Annotated in this window: 21 protein-coding genes; 13 read left to right on the top strand and 8 right to left on the bottom strand. The window is 55.9% G+C overall.

The window, feature by feature from the left end; all coding sequences use genetic code 11:
* Positions 1-48: 48 nt before the first annotated feature.
* On the top strand, positions 49-369 hold the full coding sequence (gene trxA / locus R0J92_RS12090) for a thioredoxin (protein ID WP_106162480.1): 321 nt from the start codon (positions 49-51) through the stop codon (positions 367-369).
* A gap of 141 nt (positions 370-510) precedes the next feature.
* On the opposite strand, the gene R0J92_RS12085 is transcribed toward trxA, so the two are convergent.
* A complete protein-coding gene (locus tag R0J92_RS12085) occupies positions 511-705 on the bottom strand; it encodes a DUF1127 domain-containing protein (RefSeq protein ID WP_106162479.1) in 195 nt (64 codons plus the stop codon).
* A 235-nt stretch (positions 706-940) separates the two neighbouring features.
* Here R0J92_RS12085 and hslV point away from each other — a divergent pair, with 235 nt between their 5' ends.
* The 4 genes from hslV (at position 941) to R0J92_RS12065 (ending at position 5,073) form a co-directional block, all read left to right on the top strand.
* Entirely contained in the window at positions 941-1,498 is a 558-nt protein-coding gene (gene hslV, locus R0J92_RS12080; protein WP_106162478.1) for an ATP-dependent protease subunit HslV, read from the top strand.
* Complete coding sequence (locus R0J92_RS12075) at positions 1,495-2,550, top strand: hypothetical protein (protein WP_411051843.1); 1,056 nt, start codon at positions 1,495-1,497, stop codon at positions 2,548-2,550. Before hslV ends, R0J92_RS12075 begins: the two co-directional genes overlap by 4 nt.
* Before the next feature lie 15 nt (positions 2,551-2,565).
* The gene (gene hslU / locus R0J92_RS12070; RefSeq protein WP_411051842.1) at positions 2,566-3,876 is read left to right on the top strand and encodes an ATP-dependent protease ATPase subunit HslU; all 1,311 of its coding nucleotides are present in this window, start codon (positions 2,566-2,568) and stop codon (positions 3,874-3,876) included.
* Positions 3,877-3,951: 75 nt separating this feature from the next.
* Complete coding sequence (locus R0J92_RS12065) at positions 3,952-5,073, top strand: alpha/beta hydrolase (protein ID WP_411051841.1); 1,122 nt, start codon at positions 3,952-3,954, stop codon at positions 5,071-5,073.
* A 3-nt stretch (positions 5,074-5,076) separates the two neighbouring features.
* Here R0J92_RS12065 and R0J92_RS12060 read toward each other — a convergent pair whose 3' ends face one another.
* From R0J92_RS12060 to R0J92_RS12050, 3 genes are read right to left on the bottom strand one after another with little or no spacing between them, the layout of a single operon-like run.
* On the bottom strand, positions 5,077-5,679 hold the full coding sequence (locus R0J92_RS12060) for a Smr/MutS family protein (protein ID WP_317384842.1): 603 nt from the start codon (positions 5,677-5,679) through the stop codon (positions 5,077-5,079).
* Positions 5,679-6,737 (bottom strand): murein transglycosylase A, encoded by a 1,059-nt coding sequence (locus tag R0J92_RS12055; RefSeq protein ID WP_411051840.1) that lies wholly within the window; start codon positions 6,735-6,737, stop codon positions 5,679-5,681. Before R0J92_RS12055 ends, R0J92_RS12060 begins: the two co-directional genes overlap by 1 nt.
* Positions 6,734-7,390: a Tim44/TimA family putative adaptor protein gene (locus R0J92_RS12050; RefSeq protein ID WP_317384844.1), complete on the bottom strand. Its 657-nt coding sequence runs from the start codon at positions 7,388-7,390 to the stop codon at positions 6,734-6,736. Before R0J92_RS12050 ends, R0J92_RS12055 begins: the two co-directional genes overlap by 4 nt.
* A 114-nt stretch (positions 7,391-7,504) precedes the next feature.
* Between R0J92_RS12050 and R0J92_RS12045 the strand changes: the two genes are divergently transcribed.
* Together R0J92_RS12045 and secB are read left to right on the top strand one after the other, a co-directional pair.
* Complete coding sequence (locus R0J92_RS12045) at positions 7,505-8,002, top strand: FxsA family protein (protein ID WP_411051839.1); 498 nt, start codon at positions 7,505-7,507, stop codon at positions 8,000-8,002.
* 64 nt (positions 8,003-8,066) lie between these two features.
* A complete protein-coding gene (gene secB, locus R0J92_RS12040; protein WP_106162470.1) occupies positions 8,067-8,558 on the top strand; it encodes a protein-export chaperone SecB in 492 nt (163 codons plus the stop codon).
* Between the two features lie 62 nt (positions 8,559-8,620).
* Here secB and dnaQ read toward each other — a convergent pair whose 3' ends face one another.
* Genes dnaQ through R0J92_RS12020 form a run of 4 tightly spaced genes read right to left on the bottom strand, consistent with a single transcriptional unit; the run spans position 8,621 to position 11,364 of the window.
* The gene (gene dnaQ / locus R0J92_RS12035; protein WP_411051838.1) at positions 8,621-9,352 is read right to left on the bottom strand and encodes a DNA polymerase III subunit epsilon; all 732 of its coding nucleotides are present in this window, start codon (positions 9,350-9,352) and stop codon (positions 8,621-8,623) included.
* Entirely contained in the window at positions 9,345-9,938 is a 594-nt protein-coding gene (coaE, locus tag R0J92_RS12030) for a dephospho-CoA kinase (protein WP_411051837.1), read from the bottom strand. The genes dnaQ and coaE overlap by 8 nt, the downstream gene beginning before the upstream one ends.
* Entirely contained in the window at positions 9,935-10,768 is an 834-nt protein-coding gene (locus R0J92_RS12025; protein WP_411051836.1) for a shikimate dehydrogenase, read from the bottom strand. Before R0J92_RS12025 ends, coaE begins: the two co-directional genes overlap by 4 nt.
* On the bottom strand, positions 10,765-11,364 hold the full coding sequence (locus R0J92_RS12020) for a Maf family protein (protein WP_411051835.1): 600 nt from the start codon (positions 11,362-11,364) through the stop codon (positions 10,765-10,767). The genes R0J92_RS12025 and R0J92_RS12020 overlap by 4 nt, the downstream gene beginning before the upstream one ends.
* Positions 11,365-11,781: 417 nt before the next feature.
* On the opposite strand from R0J92_RS12020, the gene R0J92_RS12015 reads away from it, so the two are divergent.
* The 6 genes from R0J92_RS12015 to R0J92_RS11990 all read left to right on the top strand — a co-directional run bounded on the left by R0J92_RS12015 (position 11,782) and on the right by R0J92_RS11990 (position 18,260).
* Positions 11,782-12,237, top strand: a complete 456-nt coding sequence (locus tag R0J92_RS12015) for a CopD family protein (RefSeq protein ID WP_411051834.1) — start codon at positions 11,782-11,784, stop codon at positions 12,235-12,237.
* Between the two features lie 129 nt (positions 12,238-12,366).
* Positions 12,367-13,638: a transcription termination factor Rho gene (rho, locus tag R0J92_RS12010; RefSeq protein ID WP_106162464.1), complete on the top strand. Its 1,272-nt coding sequence runs from the start codon at positions 12,367-12,369 to the stop codon at positions 13,636-13,638.
* Between the two features lie 29 nt (positions 13,639-13,667).
* Complete coding sequence (mnmE, locus tag R0J92_RS12005) at positions 13,668-14,954, top strand: tRNA uridine-5-carboxymethylaminomethyl(34) synthesis GTPase MnmE (RefSeq protein ID WP_411051833.1); 1,287 nt, start codon at positions 13,668-13,670, stop codon at positions 14,952-14,954.
* A gap of 3 nt (positions 14,955-14,957) precedes the next feature.
* Entirely contained in the window at positions 14,958-16,841 is a 1,884-nt protein-coding gene (mnmG, locus tag R0J92_RS12000) for a tRNA uridine-5-carboxymethylaminomethyl(34) synthesis enzyme MnmG (RefSeq protein WP_411051832.1), read from the top strand.
* Positions 16,838-17,455, top strand: a complete 618-nt coding sequence (rsmG, locus tag R0J92_RS11995; RefSeq protein ID WP_411051831.1) for a 16S rRNA (guanine(527)-N(7))-methyltransferase RsmG — start codon at positions 16,838-16,840, stop codon at positions 17,453-17,455. Before mnmG ends, rsmG begins: the two co-directional genes overlap by 4 nt.
* Positions 17,448-18,260 carry a ParA family protein gene (locus R0J92_RS11990; protein ID WP_106162461.1) on the top strand — a complete coding sequence of 271 codons (813 nt, stop codon included), beginning with the start codon at positions 17,448-17,450 and terminating at the stop codon, positions 18,258-18,260. Before rsmG ends, R0J92_RS11990 begins: the two co-directional genes overlap by 8 nt.
* Positions 18,261-18,267: the final 7 nt, after the last annotated feature.

Here is an 18,267-nt window from a genome sequence, read left to right as displayed (position 1 = left end):
GTCCATAGGTTCCGGGTCCAGTTGCCAAACTTCTCAGGAGACATCCCAATGTCCACCGTAGCCGTCACCGACGCGACTTTCGACGCCGAAGTCAAGAATTCCGATGTCCCCGTAGTGGTGGACTTCTGGGCCGAATGGTGCGGCCCCTGTAAACAGATCGGCCCCGCTCTGGAAGAGCTGGCCGCCGAATATGATGGCAAGATCAAGATTGCCAAGGTCGACGTCGACAGCAACCCGAACGCTGCCGCCGCCATGGGCGTGCGTGGCATTCCCGCGCTCTTCGTCTTCAAAGACGGCCAGGTGGTCTCCAACCGCGCCGGCGCCGCCCCGAAAGCCGCGCTGAAGAGCTGGATCGACGAGTCCATCTGACTCAACCGATCACCGAAATAGAAAAAGGCGCGTCCCGCGGGAGGCGCCTTTTTTGATGCGTATCGGCTCGCCAGCCCCGCACAAAGGAAAAGCCGCCCTGCGTCAGGACGGCTCTCACTTCACCGGATATGTCATCTGGGTTTAGATCGCTTGGATTTCGGCGCGGGTCAGGCCGATGTCTTCAAGCTGCGCGTCGGTCAGGGAGGACAGAGCCTTGCGGGTGATGCGGGCTTCGTTCCAGTCGGCCAGTTTGGTGCGCAGGTTGAAGAAGAAGTCGACTGCGCGCAGAACTGCGACAGAGCCGGCCGGTGCAATAACGTTGCTTGCGTTTGCCATGATCGTGTTCCTTGATAGATCCAGCCGACCCCTTGTCGGTTGTTGATGCTCATGTACGATCGTGCAGTGAGTCTCACAATTGCCCATTCCTCAGCCCCGGGATGCACTGGGCGCATAGCAATTAAGCAGTTTGTAAACAGTTGCGATATCCGCCGCGCACTGTCCCAGCAGAGCGCCGCCCTTGTGCCGGGGCAGTGATACTTCCATATAGGTCAGCAAAGAAACGGAGGCTTTTATGGCAGAGGATCAATTTCCCGGCTGGCACGGCACCACCATCATCGGCGTCCGCAAGGGCGGCGAGGTAGTTGTGGCCGGGGACGGTCAGGTATCGCTGGGACAGACCGTGATCAAGGGCAGCGCCCGCAAGGTGCGTCGTCTGTCGCCGGGCGGCTATGACGTGGTGGCTGGTTTTGCCGGGTCCACCGCCGATGCCTTTACCTTGCTGGAACGGCTCGAGGCCAAGCTGGAAGCCACGCCGGGTCAACTGCAGCGCGCCAGTGTCGAGCTGGCCAAGGACTGGCGCACCGATAAGTACCTGCAAAAGCTGGAAGCGATGCTGATCGTCACTGACGGCAAGGATCTCTACGTGATCACCGGCGCCGGCGATGTGCTGGAGCCAGAACATGACGTCGCGGCGATCGGCTCTGGTGGCAATTTCGCACTGGCGGCCGCCCGCGGCATGATGGACAGCGACCGCAATGCCGAAACCGTGGCACGGGACGCGATGGCGATCGCCTCGGAAATCTGCGTCTACACCAATGGCAATCTCACGGTAGAGAGCATCTCCAAATGATCTCGCGCGACGATCTCAGGGCGGCTGTCGGCTCCGGGCTGTTATCCGAGGCGCAGGCGGTCTCCCTCACAGCGCTGGCGGACAGCCGTCGTGGCGCGCGCGAGGACCTGTCGCCCGGCGATGAACCGTTTGAACTGTTCAAAGGCTTCAACGAGATCTTCATTGTTGTTGGTCTGGTGATCCTCGCCATGGGCTGGATCGCGGTGAACACCGCCTCCATGCTGACCGAGATCGTCAACTATCGGGCGCAGGCCACCACCGCGGCGCTGATCGGGGCCGTGCTGCTCTGGGGGCTTGCGGAGTATTTCATCCGCCGCCGTCGTATGGTGGCGCCTGCCATCGCACTGTCGGTGATGTTTGCGGGCAATGCCGCCACAGGCTTCATCGCCCAATATGCCCAGCCTTTCATGATCGCGCAGGAGGATTATTCCTCGCTGCCAATGGCCTTGAGCTTGTCGACGCTGGCGCTCTTTGTCTTCTGGTGGCGGTTCCGGGTGCCCTTTTCCATGGCGCTGATCGCGCTTGGCCTTTTTGCTGTGGCGCTGATTGTCGCGGCAGATCAATCTGGCGTGCCCACCGAACTGGGTGACCTGTTCCGCCTCAGCGCCAATGGCCCCTTCGCCTGGGTCACGCTTGTGGTGGGGCTTCTGGTCTTTGCCATTGCCATGGCCTTTGACCTCAGCGATCCGCATCGGGTGACCCGCCGTTCCGCACAAGGCTTCTGGCTGCATGTGGTGGCGGCACCGGCGCTGGTGAACACCATCGCGCTGTCGCTGCTCGAAGGCGACCAGGGCCTGATCCTGGCGCTGGTGCTTGGGATCTTTGCGCTCATCGCGATCGTGATTGATCGCCGGTCGTTCCTGATCACCGCCATCGGCTATATCGTGGCGCTGAGCACAACCGTCTTCGATAGCGAGGGCACCGGGATCAGCATCCTGGCGCTTGGCGTGGTTCTGGTGGTCCTTGGCGCCTTTTGGGCGCGGATTCGGGCCGCGCTGCTTTCGCTCCTTTCCGGCGTGCTGCCCCTTCACCGGCTGCCGCCCTCTCACTGACCTCAAGGGATAGACATGACTGATCTGACCCCCCGCGAAATCGTTTCCGAACTCGACCGGTTCATCATCGGCCAGAAGGACGCCAAGCGCGCCGTGGCCGTGGCCCTCCGCAACCGCTGGCGGCGTAAGCAGCTGCCAGATGACCTGCGCGACGAGGTGCACCCCAAGAACATCCTGATGATCGGCCCCACCGGGGTCGGCAAAACCGAGATCTCGCGCCGTCTGGCCAAACTGGCCCGCGCCCCCTTCATTAAGATCGAGGCGACCAAGTTCACCGAAGTGGGCTACGTTGGTCGCGACGTGGAGCAAATCCTGCGCGATCTGGTGGACACAGCCATCGTCCAGACCCGCGAGCACATGCGTGAAGATGTGAAATCAAAGGCGCACAAGGCCGCCGAGGACCGCGTTCTGCATGCCATCGCCGGTGAAGACGCCCGCGAGAGCACGCTCGACATGTTCCGCAAGAAGCTGAAATCCGGCGAACTCGATGACACGGTGATCGAGCTGGACATCACCGATACCTCAAACCCGATGGGCGGCATGTTCGAAGTGCCCGGACAGCCCGGCGGCAACATGGGGATGATGAATCTCGGCGATCTGTTCGGCAAAGCCATGGGCGGGCGCACCACGAAGAAGAAACTGACCGTCGCCGAAAGCTATGACATCCTGATCGGCGAAGAAGCCGACAAGCTGCTGGATGACGAGACGGTGACCAAGGCCGCATTGGAATCGGTGGAGCAGAACGGCATCGTGTTTCTTGACGAGATCGACAAGGTTTGTGCCCGCACCGATGCACGTGGCGGCGATGTCAGCCGCGAGGGCGTGCAGCGCGACTTGCTGCCACTGATCGAAGGCACCACCGTTAGCACCAAACATGGCCCGGTCAAGACCGACCATATCCTGTTCATTGCCTCCGGTGCCTTCCACATCGCCAAGCCCTCGGATTTGCTGCCGGAACTGCAGGGTCGCCTGCCGATCCGGGTCAACCTGCGCGCACTGAGTGAAGAAGACTTTGTCCGCATCCTGACCGAGACCGACAATGCGCTGACACGTCAATACGAAGCGCTTCTGGGCACCGAGAAGGTCAAGATCACCTTCACCAAGGACGGCATTCATGCGCTGGCGCAGATCGCGGCCGAGGTGAACCACAGCGTCGAGAACATCGGCGCGCGGCGCCTCTACACGGTAATGGAGCGGGTGTTCGAGGAAATATCCTTTGCCGCGCCGGACCGCGGCGGCGAGGAAATCGTCGTAGATGAGGCCTTTGTTCACAAAAATCTCGGCGAACTCACCAAGTCTGCGGATCTCAGCCGCTACGTGCTCTAGATCTTTGCGCCAACTTCGCTACCTTGCCCGAGATATGTTCGGGCAAGGTCGTTATCCGGTGTGAAGGGTCATATAATGAAGAGAACCGTGCTGGCTTTTTGCGCGGCAATTGTGCTGGCGGCCTGCGCTGATCGCGATTTGATGCCGATCGTTCCCAACGCCGTCAGCATCGGTACGCCCTTCACGGTGTTTGCAACCACGACCCGGGAAGAGGAACCAGACGGAACATTGGGGTTTGGCCGATCCGACCAATTGCGGATGATGGAAATGACCGTCACCATCCCTCCCAGCCACTCGCCCGGTGAACTCTCGTATCGCCACAAGAACCCCGATCCCCACAAGAATTTCACCATTGCAGAGAATGTTTCGGTCGCGTCAGTCTCAGACTTGCGTCAGCGGTTCCTTCGCGAGCAGCGTGAGAATAACTGGCCGCTGCGCGAAGTGACGATCTTTGTACATGGCTACAACAGTACCCATCCAGAAACCGCATATCGAGCCGCACAGATGGCCTATGATGTCGATCTGCCCGGGTCTCTGGTGATGTATTCCTGGCCCAGTCGCGGCCGAGCCTTTGGCTACGCCTACGATCTCGACAGCATGCTCTTCGCGCGCGATGGTCTGGAGGAAACGATACGCAGAGTGAAAGCAGCCGGCGCGCAGCGTATCATTCTGGTTGCGCACTCTATGGGCACCGCACTTGCCATGGAGATGCTGCGACAGGCGGACATGCGTCGTCCCGGCTGGGCGGCACGCACGCTGAACGGCGGCGTCATGCTGATATCACCTGATCTGGACGTGGATCTGTTTGAAAGCCAGATGGCCGATCTGAAGGTCGTTCCGCAGCCATTTGCACTCATGGTCTCGGAAAAGGATCGCATTCTGAATATTTCTGGTCGGCTCCGCGGTACCAGTCAGGGAGAGCGGCTTGGCAACATAAAGTCCGCGGATCGTTTGCAAAGCTGGCCAATCGAAGTCATTGACCTCACCGCCTTTAACGCAGACGCGGCTTCGGGTCACTTTGTTGCGGCCACATCACCAAGCCTGTTGGCAGTCCTGAAATCCGCAGGCGACATAAGCCGGGTTTTTGGTCCGGTCGACCCCAGCCTGCTTGAACAGATCCTGCCACAGTCCCAGACGATTATAAGTGAACATGGAAAACTGATGGTCGAACGTCAGCGACGGCGCGAGGCGCGTTGAGGCCTAGCGGATACGCCGCAAATAGACGTAGTACGCTCCTTCACCACCGTGACTGATGTGCGCGGGGGTCACTTGCAGGACCGCTTGCGCCAACGGGGGAAGCGACAGCCATTGTGGAACCTGGTGGCGCAGAATACCGCGCGGGACAGGCATCGGTCCAGGCGCGTCGCGATCCTTGCCTTTACCTGTAATGACCAAAACCAGCCGCTTGTTGGAGGCCTGCGCCGATAGGATAAACCGGTTCAGCGCCCCGTGTGCAGACTCCATCCGCATACCGTGCAGATCGAGCTTTCCTTCCGGTTTCAGCTTGCCCCGTTTCATGCGGCGAAAGGCCTTTTCATCCATACGCACGGGATCTCCTGCCAGCTTGCGCCCGGGAGAGGGTTTGAGGTCATGAGTCGGCATTTTCCCGCGCGCATGGCTGCCCACTTCAAAATGCGGCAAGGCAGCGTTTGGTGTGCGGTGCGGTTTTGGCTTGGGCCGCGGGGCAGGGGGATCCGCATGGTCTCCGCCCATTTTCTCACGATCTGACTGAAGACGCTCTGCGTGCTTCACAACCTTCTGCCAGAGGTCGATTTCTTCATCTGTCAGTTTGCGCCGCGTCATCACAGATCATCCGGCAACATGGCATAGGCGCGCTGTATCGGCATCAGAACCATCAGACGTCCGGGGTCCTTCAACTGGCCAGCCTTGCGCCCGGCCTCATCGCCCGCACCAAAGAAGATATCGGCCCGTTGCGCGCCCTTGATGGCTGATCCGGTATCCTGTGCGATCATCAACCGCCGCATCTTGGACTGACCGTTTTTTTCGATCCAGACCGGCGCACCGAGCGGGGTATAGGCCGGGTCCACCGCGATCGACCGCATGGGGGTGATGGACCTGTTCATCGCGCCCAGAGGCCCCCTGTTTGCAGCAACGCGATTGACCTCACGGAAAAAGACATAGGAGGGATTGTGCATCAACAGCTCCGCGCCAGGCTCGGGGTTGCGCCGCACCCAATTGCGAATGACACCAGCGCTGACCTGATGCAGGCTATAGATGCCACGCCGAACAAGCTCTTGCCCGATCGACCGGTAGGGATGCCCATTTGCACCGCCATACCCCACGCGAATGGTTGAACCATCTTGCAGACGAATGCGTCCAGACCCTTGGATTTGCAGAAAGAACAGCTCAACGGGATCTTCGACCCAGGCGATTTCCAGCCCGCGTCCCTTCAGTACGTCGGTACTGAGGATGTCACGTCGTGAAAGCCAAAGCGATGTCGCGCGTGCTTCTGGCGGCATACGGTAGACGGGATAGCGATAGCGATTTGTACGGTGGCGGGAGCCGTTGAGCTCGGGTTCAAAATAACCGGTAAACAGACCATCCTTGCCATCTTCGATCAGCACCGGACGGAAGAACAGCTCAAAGAACGCGCGCGCGCCGCTGTCATCGGCATTTTGAGCCAAGGCGCAGAGTGTTTGCCAGTCCGCGCCCTCCATATCCATACAGGTTTCCCTGAAAACACGAAGGGCCTCGACATGATTGTCGAGGTCCCAGTCTGAAAGTTCGCTGAATTCCATTATCCGCAGAGACGGACCTGTTTCGGGCTGCGCTCCGGCGCCGGAACAGAGGGTCGCAGCCAGAAATGCCGCGCCCAGTCCCCGCCGAAGCGTCCCCGTCATGCGTCCGTTGCCACCAGCAACCAGTTCGGATCATCCGCGCCCATCTTGCGCGAGAATGTCCAAGTGTCCTTCTGGCGTTTAACGGCCTTTGGATCACCCTCGACAATTTCACCAGCACGGTTCCGCACTGCGGAGGTCAGCTCACCAACAAAGCGAACCGTTACTTCTGCTGTCGTGGTTGCCGCATCAAAGCTGACGTCGGCGATGGTGGTTTCGCGAACCCCGATGAACTCAGCCTCAATGGTCAGCCCCTGATCTTCGCGTGCCGACACGGCATCAACAAAGCTCTGGAAAATCTCATCGGAGATGAAGGGCTGAATCCCGTCGAGTTCGCCGGTTTCGAAGCCCATCAAGATCATCTCATAGGCACCGCGCGCGCCTTGCACAAACTCGGCCACGTGGAACGAGGGGTCCACACGCTTCATTTCGGCGAGAGCCTGCGCCTGCGGGCTGCCTTCATCGACGTAGGCAATAATGTCGTCATCAGGGCTTCCCTCGATAACTTCAAACTTGCGTTGCGGCGATCGCGCTTCACTGCCCGCCAGAGGAGGCTTTTCAAACCCCTCGCGCGTACCCAGAACGCTCTTTAGGCGCAGGATCAGAAAAACCGCGATGCCAGCCAGGACCAAAAGCTCTACCAAGGGCGACTCCATTCATACCTCATCGTCCAATAGGACCTGTCGGTTTGAAACCGACGTGTTCTGCTCTTATGTAGGTGACAGGCGGGACCAAGTCCACCGTTCTGCCCTAAAGAGAGGACGCCTATCATGCCCCTTTTTCTGGCTTTTTTGCTAGTGCCGATTATTGAAATCGCCCTGTTCATACAGGTCGGTGGCCTGATTGGGCTTTGGCCGACCCTCGGCATCGTCATATTGACGGCTGTTCTTGGGACATGGCTCGTGCGCACTCAAGGCCAGTTGGCGCTTGGGCAACTCCGGGGATCATTTGAGAGACTCTCCGATCCGACTGAACCCCTGGCGCATGGCGCGATGATCCTTCTGGCCGGGGCGTTGTTGCTGACGCCCGGTTTTTTCACCGATGCATTTGGTTTTCTGCTTCTGGTTCCCGGATTTCGCACCCGTGCTTTTGCCTACCTGCGATCCAAGGTCACCGTGGCGTCATTTCAAATGGGATCAGACCCACGCCACAGTGCCCGACCGCGTCCTGCCGACTCGCGGGGCGACGTCGTAGATGGCGACTATGAAGAGGTCACACCACGACCGCGCCGGGATGATCCCTCCGGTTGGGTTGAAGGGCCGAAATAAGACTTTGAGGATGGCTCTCCAAGCTGGTAAGCACGCTGCGACACGTTAAATTCAGGAGATTTCCATGGCCGAAAATGGCGCAGCAGAGGGCGCGGAACAACCGCAAGTCCAGATGAACATTATCGGACAGTTCATTCGCGATCTGTCCTTTGAGAACGTGATGGCGCAAAAAGGCGTCGGTGGCGAAGTGCAGCCGGACGTGAACGTTCAGGTGGCGCTCGATGCCAAGAAGCGCAGCACCGAAAACCAGTATGAAGTCATCACCAAGCTGACCATCGAATCCAAGAACAAAACAGGCGGTGAAGTGCTGTTTGTTCTGGAGCTGGAATATGTCGGCATCTTCAACATCGCAGGTGTGCCCGAAGATCAGCTGCACCCGTTCCTGTTGATCGAGTGCCCGCGGATGCTGTTCCCGTTCCTGCGCCGTATCGTTTCCGACATCAGCCGCGACGGTGGCTTCCCGCCGCTGAACCTCGACAACATCGACTTCGTCGCGATCTACCGCAACGAGCTGGCACGTCGTCAGACCGAAGGTGCAAGCGAAACGCCGAACTGATTGGAAAGCTTCACATCTGTGAGCTTTGTCAGGCGCTGCGACCAGAGGTCGCGGCGCCTTTCTTATTCAGAGGTCGAAGCCCAGAGCGCATCTTCGCCCAACTTGGCGACAAATTCCTCATGTGCGGCTTTTTCCTCTGCCGTGAGGCGTGAGGGTAGGGGGGTCGGACGTGGTGACGGGCGCCAATTGAGGTCCACCGCACTTGGACCGCCGGAGGATCCTGACGACAGGCCAAAATCAGGCTGACGTCCACCAATCAATTCCAGATAGACATCCGCAAGGATCTCAGAGTCGAGAAGCGCGCCGTGCAATGTCCGATTGGAGTTGTCGATGCTGAAACGCCGGCAAAGCGCATCGAGCGTGGCCGGCGAGCCGGGATAGCGCTTTCGCGCCATGGCCAGCGTATCGATCGCCTGCTCCATGGGCAGCTGAGGCAGGTTCATCCATCCCAGTTCTGCATTGAGAAACTTCATGTCGAAGCTGGCGTTGTGGATCACCATTTGAGACTCGCCCACGAAATCCAGAAACGCCTGTCCAACCTCGGCAAACAGGGGCTTATCCTTCAGGATCACCTGTCCGGGGCCGGGCGGTTGCGGTGGTTCGAGAAGATCAGGCCCGATACCATGCACACCAAATGCCTCATGCGGCATGGAGCGTTGCGGGTTTATATAGACATGAAACGTCTCACCCGTAGGCATATGGTTGAGCAGTTCCACCGCACCAATTTCGACAATGCGATCACCTGAGAAGGGGTCAAAGCCGGTGGTTTCCGTATCGAGTACGATTTCACGCATGCGCCATTCTCCGTCTGATATCTGCAAGCACCTCTGCCACCTGGCTCCGGGCATGATCGGGGGTATCGGTCTCGATCTGGTAGTCGCTTCGTGCCAGTTTTTCTGCGATCGGGAGCTGCTTTGCAAGGATCTGCCGAAACTGGTCCTCGGTCATTGTTCCGCGGGCAAGAACACGATCACGCTGAACCTCCGGCGCCACATGGACACAGGCCACCGCGTGCATCTCCGCTTCCCCCCCCGTCTCAAACAACAGTGGAATGTCAAAGACCAAGATATCGGCGCGCGCGGTTTGTCTGAATAGCTCTCGATCTGCCTTCACCAATGGATGAACGATCGTCTCCAGCTGAGAAATAACATCTTTATCCTTTGATATCAGATCCTTGAGGACAGATCGATTCACGCTGCCATCCCGCGTGGCCTGCGGAAACAGACGTGATATCGGCTCAACCGCCGCCCCTCCATCGGCATATAGTCGATGAACGGCCGCGTCCGCATCCCAGATCGCACACCCTGCCTCTGCAAAGAGGGTCGCGGTCGTGGATTTTCCCATTCCGATCGAGCCGGTCAATCCTAGCGAAAATGTCATCCGGTTGCGGCGGTGCGCGCAGACATATCAACCTCCGGCCGCTGACCAAACCAGCGCTCGAATCCAGGGGCCGCCTGATGCAACAACATGCCAAGCCCATCAACGACCGTGCATCCCGCGTCTTCGGCAGCGAGCAACAATTTGGTCTTGAGCGGCGCGTAAACAAGGTCGGTAACGACGATCCCGGCGTGCAACCCATCCAACGGAACGCGCAAGGGCCGCTGGCCCACCATCCCGAGCGACGTCGTATTCACGATAAGTGCTGCGTCCTCGATGATGTTGCCTGACTGAACCCAGTCAATGACTGTTATTCTAGCGCCAAACGTTTCTGCCAGATCCTCGGCGCGCGAGCGCGTGCGATTGGTGATACGAATTTCAGGCACGCCAGCTTCGATCAGCGAGGCAATCACGGCACGGCTGGCACCGCCGGCACCAAAAACCGTCGCGGGTCCGGACTTAGGATCCCAATCGGGTGCGCCCTCATGCAGGTTGGTTATAAAGCCGTATCCATCCGTATTGTCAGCGACGATAGAGCCGTCTTCCCGGAAGATCAGGGTATTGGCCGCCCCCATCAACTTTGCCCGGTCCGTGACCTTATCTGCGATCTCCATGATCGCTTCCTTGTGAGGAATAGTCACATTTGCCCCGACAAATCCCATACGCGGCATCATGCGTACAACCGCCTCTAGATCGTCTGGCTCCACATGCATCGGCATATAATGTCCCGCAATCTCGTTGGTCGTGAGCCAATGTCGATGCAGTTGCGGGGATTTGGAGTGGGCGATCGGACAACCGATCACAGCAGCGAGCGGGATCTTGTGCTCTGTCATTGTTCGATAATCCCCTGCAGTCCCAGATAGTTCATGAGTTCCAACATCGGTAGCCCCAGGACATTAAAGTAGCTGCCGTCAATGGTTGTAAACAGTCGCACACCCTCTTCTTCGAGTTTGTACGCGCCCACCGCATGTCTGATACTGTCCCAGTTGCGGTCGACGTACCCCTCTAGATAGGCATCACTCGCCTGTCGCATCACAAGTCGCACCTGACCTACGTGCCGCCAGAGCGGCTCTCCGTCTTTATAAATCACGGCAGCCGACAGAAGCATATGACGTTTGCCGCGCATCGCCCGGAGCTGTTTCAGCGCATCATCGGCGGTTTCTGGCTTCGAGAGCAATCGCCCCTCAAAATCCAACACCTGATCGCACCCCAGGACCATGTCTCCGGGACACTTGCCCGAAACCTTGCGTGCTTTGGCTTCGGCCAGTGTATCGGCGATATCACGCGGTGCAGCCTGCTCGGCCAACAGCGCTGCCTTTATCGCATCTTCGTCAACGCGCGCGACCTCTACGCGGAAGTCCACGCCAGCCTGACGGAGCAACTGAGCGCGGATCTCGGAACGAGACGCCAAGATGATGTGGGTATTCATGTGGACAACCCTATGGGAAAACGTCTGATCATTCAGGGACGTTTTGTATGATTTACCCCCCTCAACGCAAGGGTGGGATAAACCTCGAAATCTCAGGTGATTCCTCCGCGATTCCTCCATCCGGTATTGGGATAACTTTGAACAAGTGGATAAGTCGGTCACTCCCAGTTTTTCCCAACCTTATCCCCACCTTCACCTTCGTAAAGAAACCCTTAACGCCCCCATGTTTTATGGCGGTAACCAAAAATTCATCCTCAAGGCAGGAACAGGGCGCTGAGATTATCCACGCTGTGCAGAACCGGTATGAAAACTCGATAATCCACTGTTTTCGGGGTGCACTACAAAAACATCATCCTTATAAAACTTATATATTTATATAGGGTGGCCCAACTGGACCGCTCAGCATGAGGACACGTCATGGATCTCACTGATCTGATGTTTACGCTCTATCCTTACGCGAAGTCGCTCCACATCATGGCCGTGATCAGCTGGATGGCAGGCTTGTTCTACCTTCCACGCCTGTTCGTCTATCACGTGGAGGAGGCAGAAAAGGTCGAAGAGGTGAAACCAATCTTCCTCACCATGGAGGACAAACTCCTCAGAGTGATCATGGGGCCAGCAAGCGTCGTCACATGGGCTGCAGGGCTGTTCATGGTGTTCACGCCAGGGTTGGTGGATTGGTCCTACGTTTGGCCCTGGACCAAGGGAATCTCAGTGCTTGGGATGACTTGGTTTCATCATTGGCTGATGTTTCGCCACAAGGACTTCAGAGAAGGGCAGAACAGGCTCACAGGGCGCCAGTATCGCCTTATGAACGAGGTTCCCACGCTCTTGATGGTCGTCATCGTGATCTCGGTCATCTTCAAGTTCTAACGCCGCGTTTGACTCGATCACAGAGACCCACTATCAAGCGTGAAAGCGGACCCGTCCGGGATTCCCGCGTTTTCCGTATTTTATACTGTGACGCCCTCTGTTGGCAGAGGGAACAAGGGCCGTGTGCATATGACCGAGCAATCTCTGAACCTTTCTGATCTCAAAATCCAAAGCCCCAAAGCGCTGTTGACCATGGCAGAGGAACTTGAGATCGAAAACGCTTCCACCATGCGCAAGGGTGAGATGATGTTCCAGATCCTGCGTGAGCGCGCGGATGAAGGCTGGAATATTTTCGGGGATGGGGTTCTCGAGGTTCTGCAGGACGGGTTTGGCTTTCTGCGTTCGCCCGAAGCGAACTATCTTCCGGGCCCGGATGACATCTACGTCTCGCCTGACATGATCCGCCAGTTTTCCTTGCGCACCGGAGACACGGTCGATGGGCAGATCAAGGCTCCATTGGAGAACGAGCGCTATTTTGCGCTGACCACGGTGACGAAGATCAACTTCGAAGAGCCCGAGAAAACGCGTCACAAGATTGCTTTCGATAACCTGACACCGCTCTATCCGGATGAGCGTTTGAATATGGAAATCGAAGATCCCACTGTGAAAGACCGCTCGGCACGCGTGATCGATCTGGTTTCTCCGATCGGTAAAGGCCAGCGTTCGCTCATCGTGGCTCCGCCGCGGACGGGCAAAACCGTTCTGTTGCAGAATATTGCGCACTCGATCGAGCAGAACCATCCAGAGTGCTATCTGATTGTTCTGTTGATCGATGAGCGTCCGGAAGAAGTCACTGACATGCAGCGATCGGTGAAAGGGGAGGTCGTGTCCTCGACCTTTGATGAACCCGCTACGCGCCACGTTGCGGTATCCGAAATGGTCATCGAGAAGGCGAAGCGTCTCGTTGAGCACAAACGAGATGTAGTAATTCTTCTCGATTCGATCACAAGACTTGGTAGAGCATTCAACACGGTTGTGCCATCCTCGGGTAAGGTTCTGACCGGCGGTGTGGATGCCAACGCCCTGCAACGTCCAAAACGCTTCTTTGGTGCTGCGCGTAATATCGAAGAAGGTGGCTCGCTCACCATCATTGCTACCGCGCTGATCGATACGGGCAGCCGTATGGATGAGGTTATCTTTGAAGAATTCAAAGGGACGGGTAACTCTGAGATCGTTCTGGACCGTAAAATTGCGGACAAACGTGTCTTCCCGGCGATCGATATTCTCAAATCCGGCACACGGAAAGAAGAGCTGCTGGTGGACAAAGTGGATCTCGCCAAGACATTTGTCCTGCGTCGGATTCTGAATCCGATGGGAACCACAGATGCGATCGAGTTCCTTCTTTCTAAACTCAAGCAAACAAAGACAAATTCAGAGTTCTTTGATTCAATGAATACCTGACCAGCGTCGGTGGAGAGAGAGGCCATCCCATGGATACGATCTTTGCGTTGGCCACCGCCCAGGGAAAGGCCGGTGTCGCCGTCATCCGTGTATCTGGACCAGAGGCACGCCTCGTCGGAGAAAAGCTGTCGCGAAAGTCATTGCCCAGTCGGGGGATGGCTTTTTCGCGTTTAAGAGACAGCCATGGCGATCTTCTTGATGAGGCGCTTGTCTTGTCATTTACAATGCCTGACAGCTTTACTGGTGAAGATACGGTCGAGTTTCAGTGTCATGGCAGCAGCGCGGTAGTATCGTCGATTTTGCAGACGATCGAAGAAACGGGCTTGGCGCGTATCGCCGAGCCGGGAGAATTCACGCGACGCGCGATGGATAATGGCAAACTCGACTTGACCCAGGTCGAAGGTCTCGCAGATCTTATCGATGCAGAGACCGAAGCACAGCGTAAGCAGGCGCAAGTCGTTCTGTCAGGTGGATTGGGCAAGCTCGCTGATCGTTGGAGATCTGACCTCATTCGTGCAGCATCCCTGATTGAAGTCACGATCGACTTCGCGGATGAAGAGGTGCCGGTGGATGTGACGCCAGAGGTGACGGACCTCCTCAATGGCGTTGCTCGGGATCTCAAACGAGAAATTGACGGTGTTTCGATAGCGGAGCGAATTCGGGACGGCTTTGAAGTTGCAATCATCGGGGCTCCGAACGTAGGAAAATCGACACTTCTGAACGCACTCGCCGGTCGAAATGCGGCGATCACCTCCGAATACGCTGGCACAACCCGTGATGTTATCGAGGTCCGTATGGACCTGGCAGGCCTTCCGGTTACACTACTTGATACGGCTGGCCTTCGCGATACGGACGACCACGTAGAAGGAATAGGCATCAAACTTGCACAAGAGCGAGCGGAGGCCGCGGATCTACGTATATTTCTCGCAGAACAGGATGAAATACTCGACGTCGAATTTAAGCCCGGCGATCTCCGGTTATTGCCGAAGGCAGATGTGAGAGTAAGTTCAGAAGGGGCGATCTCCGGAAAGTCAGGGCAGGGGGTTGATGAACTTGTGACTCATGTTTCTATGACGTTAAAGGGTCGGTCAGCTCATACTGGGATTGCGACACGTACGCGCCATCGTGATGCATTGCGACGTTCATCAGAAAGCTTGGCTCGCGCGATGGAACGCCTCCACGATGGACCGGAGTTCTATGATATTGTGGCTGAAGATGTGAGATCTGCGATACGGGCTCTTGAACTGTTGGTAGGTCGTATCAATGTAGAGAATCTTCTGGACGAGATATTCTCGAGTTTTTGCTTAGGAAAGTAGGGAGTGTTTCACGTGAAACATCCGCATTACGATGTCATCGTCATAGGCGGCGGGCATGCCGGAACCGAAGCAGCCCATGCTGCGGCAAGAATGGGCGCCCGAACTGCTATGGTAACGCTCCGCCGTGATGGTATTGGTGTCATGTCCTGCAATCCTGCAATTGGTGGCTTGGGAAAAGGACATCTCGTCAGAGAAATCGATGCGTTGGACGGTGTAATGGGCCGCGTCGCGGACCTCGCAGGTATCCAATTCAGACTTTTGAATCGTCGGAAAGGTCCTGCTGTGCAAGGACCGCGCGCTCAAGCTGATCGTGCTATATACAGATCTGAAATGCTTCGGGCCATCGAAGAACAGAGAAATCTAGACATCATCGAAGATGAAGTCGTTGACTTCATTATGAAAGGGGAGAACGAGGTCACCGGAGTAGTTCTTTCTGAAGACGTTGAACTCACAGCTAAAGCTGTCGTACTTACGTCTGGTACGTTTTTGAACGGGGTCATACATATCGGTGATGTTGCTCGATCCGGTGGTCGCATGGGCGATAAGCCGTCAATTAAGCTTGCTGAGCGATTGAAGTCATTTGATCTACCGTTGGGACGTTTGAAAACGGGAACACCGCCCCGACTAGACGGCCGGACCGTCAACTGGGATATCCTTGATCAACAACCTGGTGACGATGATCCTACTCTATTCTCTTTTTTGAGCAAATCTGTATCGGCTCAGCAAATATCTTGTGGGATTACGCACACAAACGAAAAAACACACGATATTATTCGTACGAATCTTGAGCTGTCTGCAATGTATGGCGGGCACATCGATGGGATTGGACCAAGGTACTGCCCATCGATCGAAGATAAAGTTGTGCGTTTCGCAGATAAGTCATCTCATCAGATATTTCTTGAGCCTGAGTCACTTTCTGATCACGCCGTATATCCCAATGGGATCTCGACGAGTTTGCCCGAGCAGGTTCAAGAAGAGTATGTCCATTCCATTGTCGGATTGGAAAGCGCCGTCATTATGCAACCCGGGTATGCGATCGAATATGATTATGTCGATCCACGCGCGTTGAAAGCGACACTGGAACTTAGAGAAGTATCAGGTCTTTATCTTGCTGGCCAAATTAATGGAACTACGGGCTATGAAGAGGCAGCCGCGCAGGGACTTGTCGCCGGACTGAACGCCGCGGCGAAATGTTTGGAAAGTGAAAAAATCATCTTTAGTCGCGCCTCTAGCTATATTGGTGTGATGATTGATGATTTGACAACCAACGGAGTTACCGAACCTTATCGCATGTTTACGTCTCGTGCTGAGTTCAGACTATCTCTACGAGCCGACAACGCTGATCAGCGTCTCACGTCGCTTGGGATTTCCGTAGGTTGTGTCTCGCCAGAGAGGCGCCGTATCTTCGAAAGCAAGATGGAAAGTCTTAATTCTGTCAAAAGTGTTCTGACTTCCGCAAAGCTCACGCCGAACCAAATTTTGGGGGCAGGAATACAGATCAACCAGGACGGAAACAAACGTGATGGTATGGAAGTTCTTGCCTTCCCAAAAGTTGGGTTTGACGAAATTCTCCCACTCTTCCCTGAATTGGCGACAACAGAAGCAGAGATTCGAAGTCAAATTGTACGTGACTCGCTTTATGTCAACTATATTGAACGTCAGGAGAAAGAAGTCGCGGCGCTGAAGAAGGACGAGGAACATAGTATTCCTGCAGGCTTTAGCTACGAGATTGAAGGGCTTTCGCATGAACTTCGGCAGAAGCTCAGTCGTTCCCGACCTGAAAACCTCTCCCAAGCAGCCCGGATTGATGGCATTACTCCTGCTGCTTTGGCGCTAATTTTGGGGAACTTAAAGCGACAAGCGCGTGTGCGGGCGAAGTCCGCATGAGTGTTGATGTTATTCAATCGAAGTATGATGTTTCACGTGAAACATGCGAGCGTCTACGGATATTCGCAGAAACTCTTGAAAAGTGGAACCCAAAGATAAATCTGGTTTCCAAAAACAGCTTGCGTGATCTGTGGACGCGCCACATTCTTGATAGCGTTCAGGTGTTTGGAGTTCCAACATTGGGCACGAGCTGGCTCGATATTGGAAGTGGCGGAGGCCTTCCTGGGATTATCATCGCTATTCTTGCCGCAGAGAAGGCGCCTGACATGAAAGTCACTTTGATTGAAAGCGATCAGCGCAAATGTGCTTTCTTGCGGAATGTTGCGAGAGAATGTCGCGTGAAGGTATCTGTCAAGTCGCAGCGGATAGAGGCGGTTGAGGGCATTCAGGCTGATGTTCTTTCCGCACGTGCGCTCGCTGATTTGAGTGATCTCTTGTCGTTCTCCGAGCACCATCTTGCCGAGTCTGGAACTGCAGTGTTCCCAAAGGGCGCCAACTGGAAAAAAGAGGTGGATAACGCGCGCAAAAGATGGCGATTTGAGTGCGAAGAGATTACAAGTCTTACTGAGCCTGAGGCTGTCATTCTCAAGATCAAGGGAGTAGCGCGTGTCTGACATGTCCCGTTCGGGAACGCCCCGCATTATTGCCATCGCAAATCAGAAGGGTGGGGTAGGAAAGACAACTACAGCGATTAACCTCGCCGCGGCCATGGTCGAAGAGGGTATGAGAGTGCTCCTCGTTGATCTGGATCCGCAGGGGAACGCGTCTACCGGCCTGGGAATCGAGGCTGAAGATCGAGAACACACGACGTACGATCTGTTGGTGGATGAAGTCGAACTTTCTGCGGTTATTCGACAAACTGACCTCGAAGACCTGTGTATCATACCAGCGACCGTGGATTTGAGTTCTGCTGATATTGAGCTGTTCTCCAACGAAAAGCGTAGCTATCTCCTTCATGACGCGCTTCGTCAGCCCGCGATGACGGATTATGACTGGGACTATATCCTGATTGATTGTCCGCCTTCTCTCAATCTATTGACCGTTAACGCGATGGTGGCGGCGGATTCTGTTTTGATTCCACTGCAAAGTGAATTTTTCGCGCTCGAAGGGCTCTCGCAGCTGATGTTGACTATTCGCGAAGTTCGTCATGCTGCAAATCCAAGTTTGAGGATCGAGGGAGTTGTGTTGACAATGTATGATCGTCGCAACAACCTTTCTCAACAGGTGGAGCAGGACGCGCGTGATAACCTTGGTGATTTGGTGTTTAGAACCAAGATACCGCGTAATGTGCGTGTTAGCGAAGCGCCGTCATATGCTATGCCGGTGTTGAACTACGACTCCGCATCGTTGGGTGCTAAGGCTTATCGTCAATTGGCGGATGAAATTATATCTAAACATCAAAAAATTGCGGCCGAATAAGAATAGA

Source organism: Tritonibacter sp. SIMBA_163 (assembly GCF_046535935.1).
Classification (GTDB): Bacteria; Pseudomonadota; Alphaproteobacteria; order Rhodobacterales; family Rhodobacteraceae; genus Epibacterium; species Epibacterium scottomollicae.
This window is presented reverse-complemented; position numbering and strand designations above follow the sequence as displayed.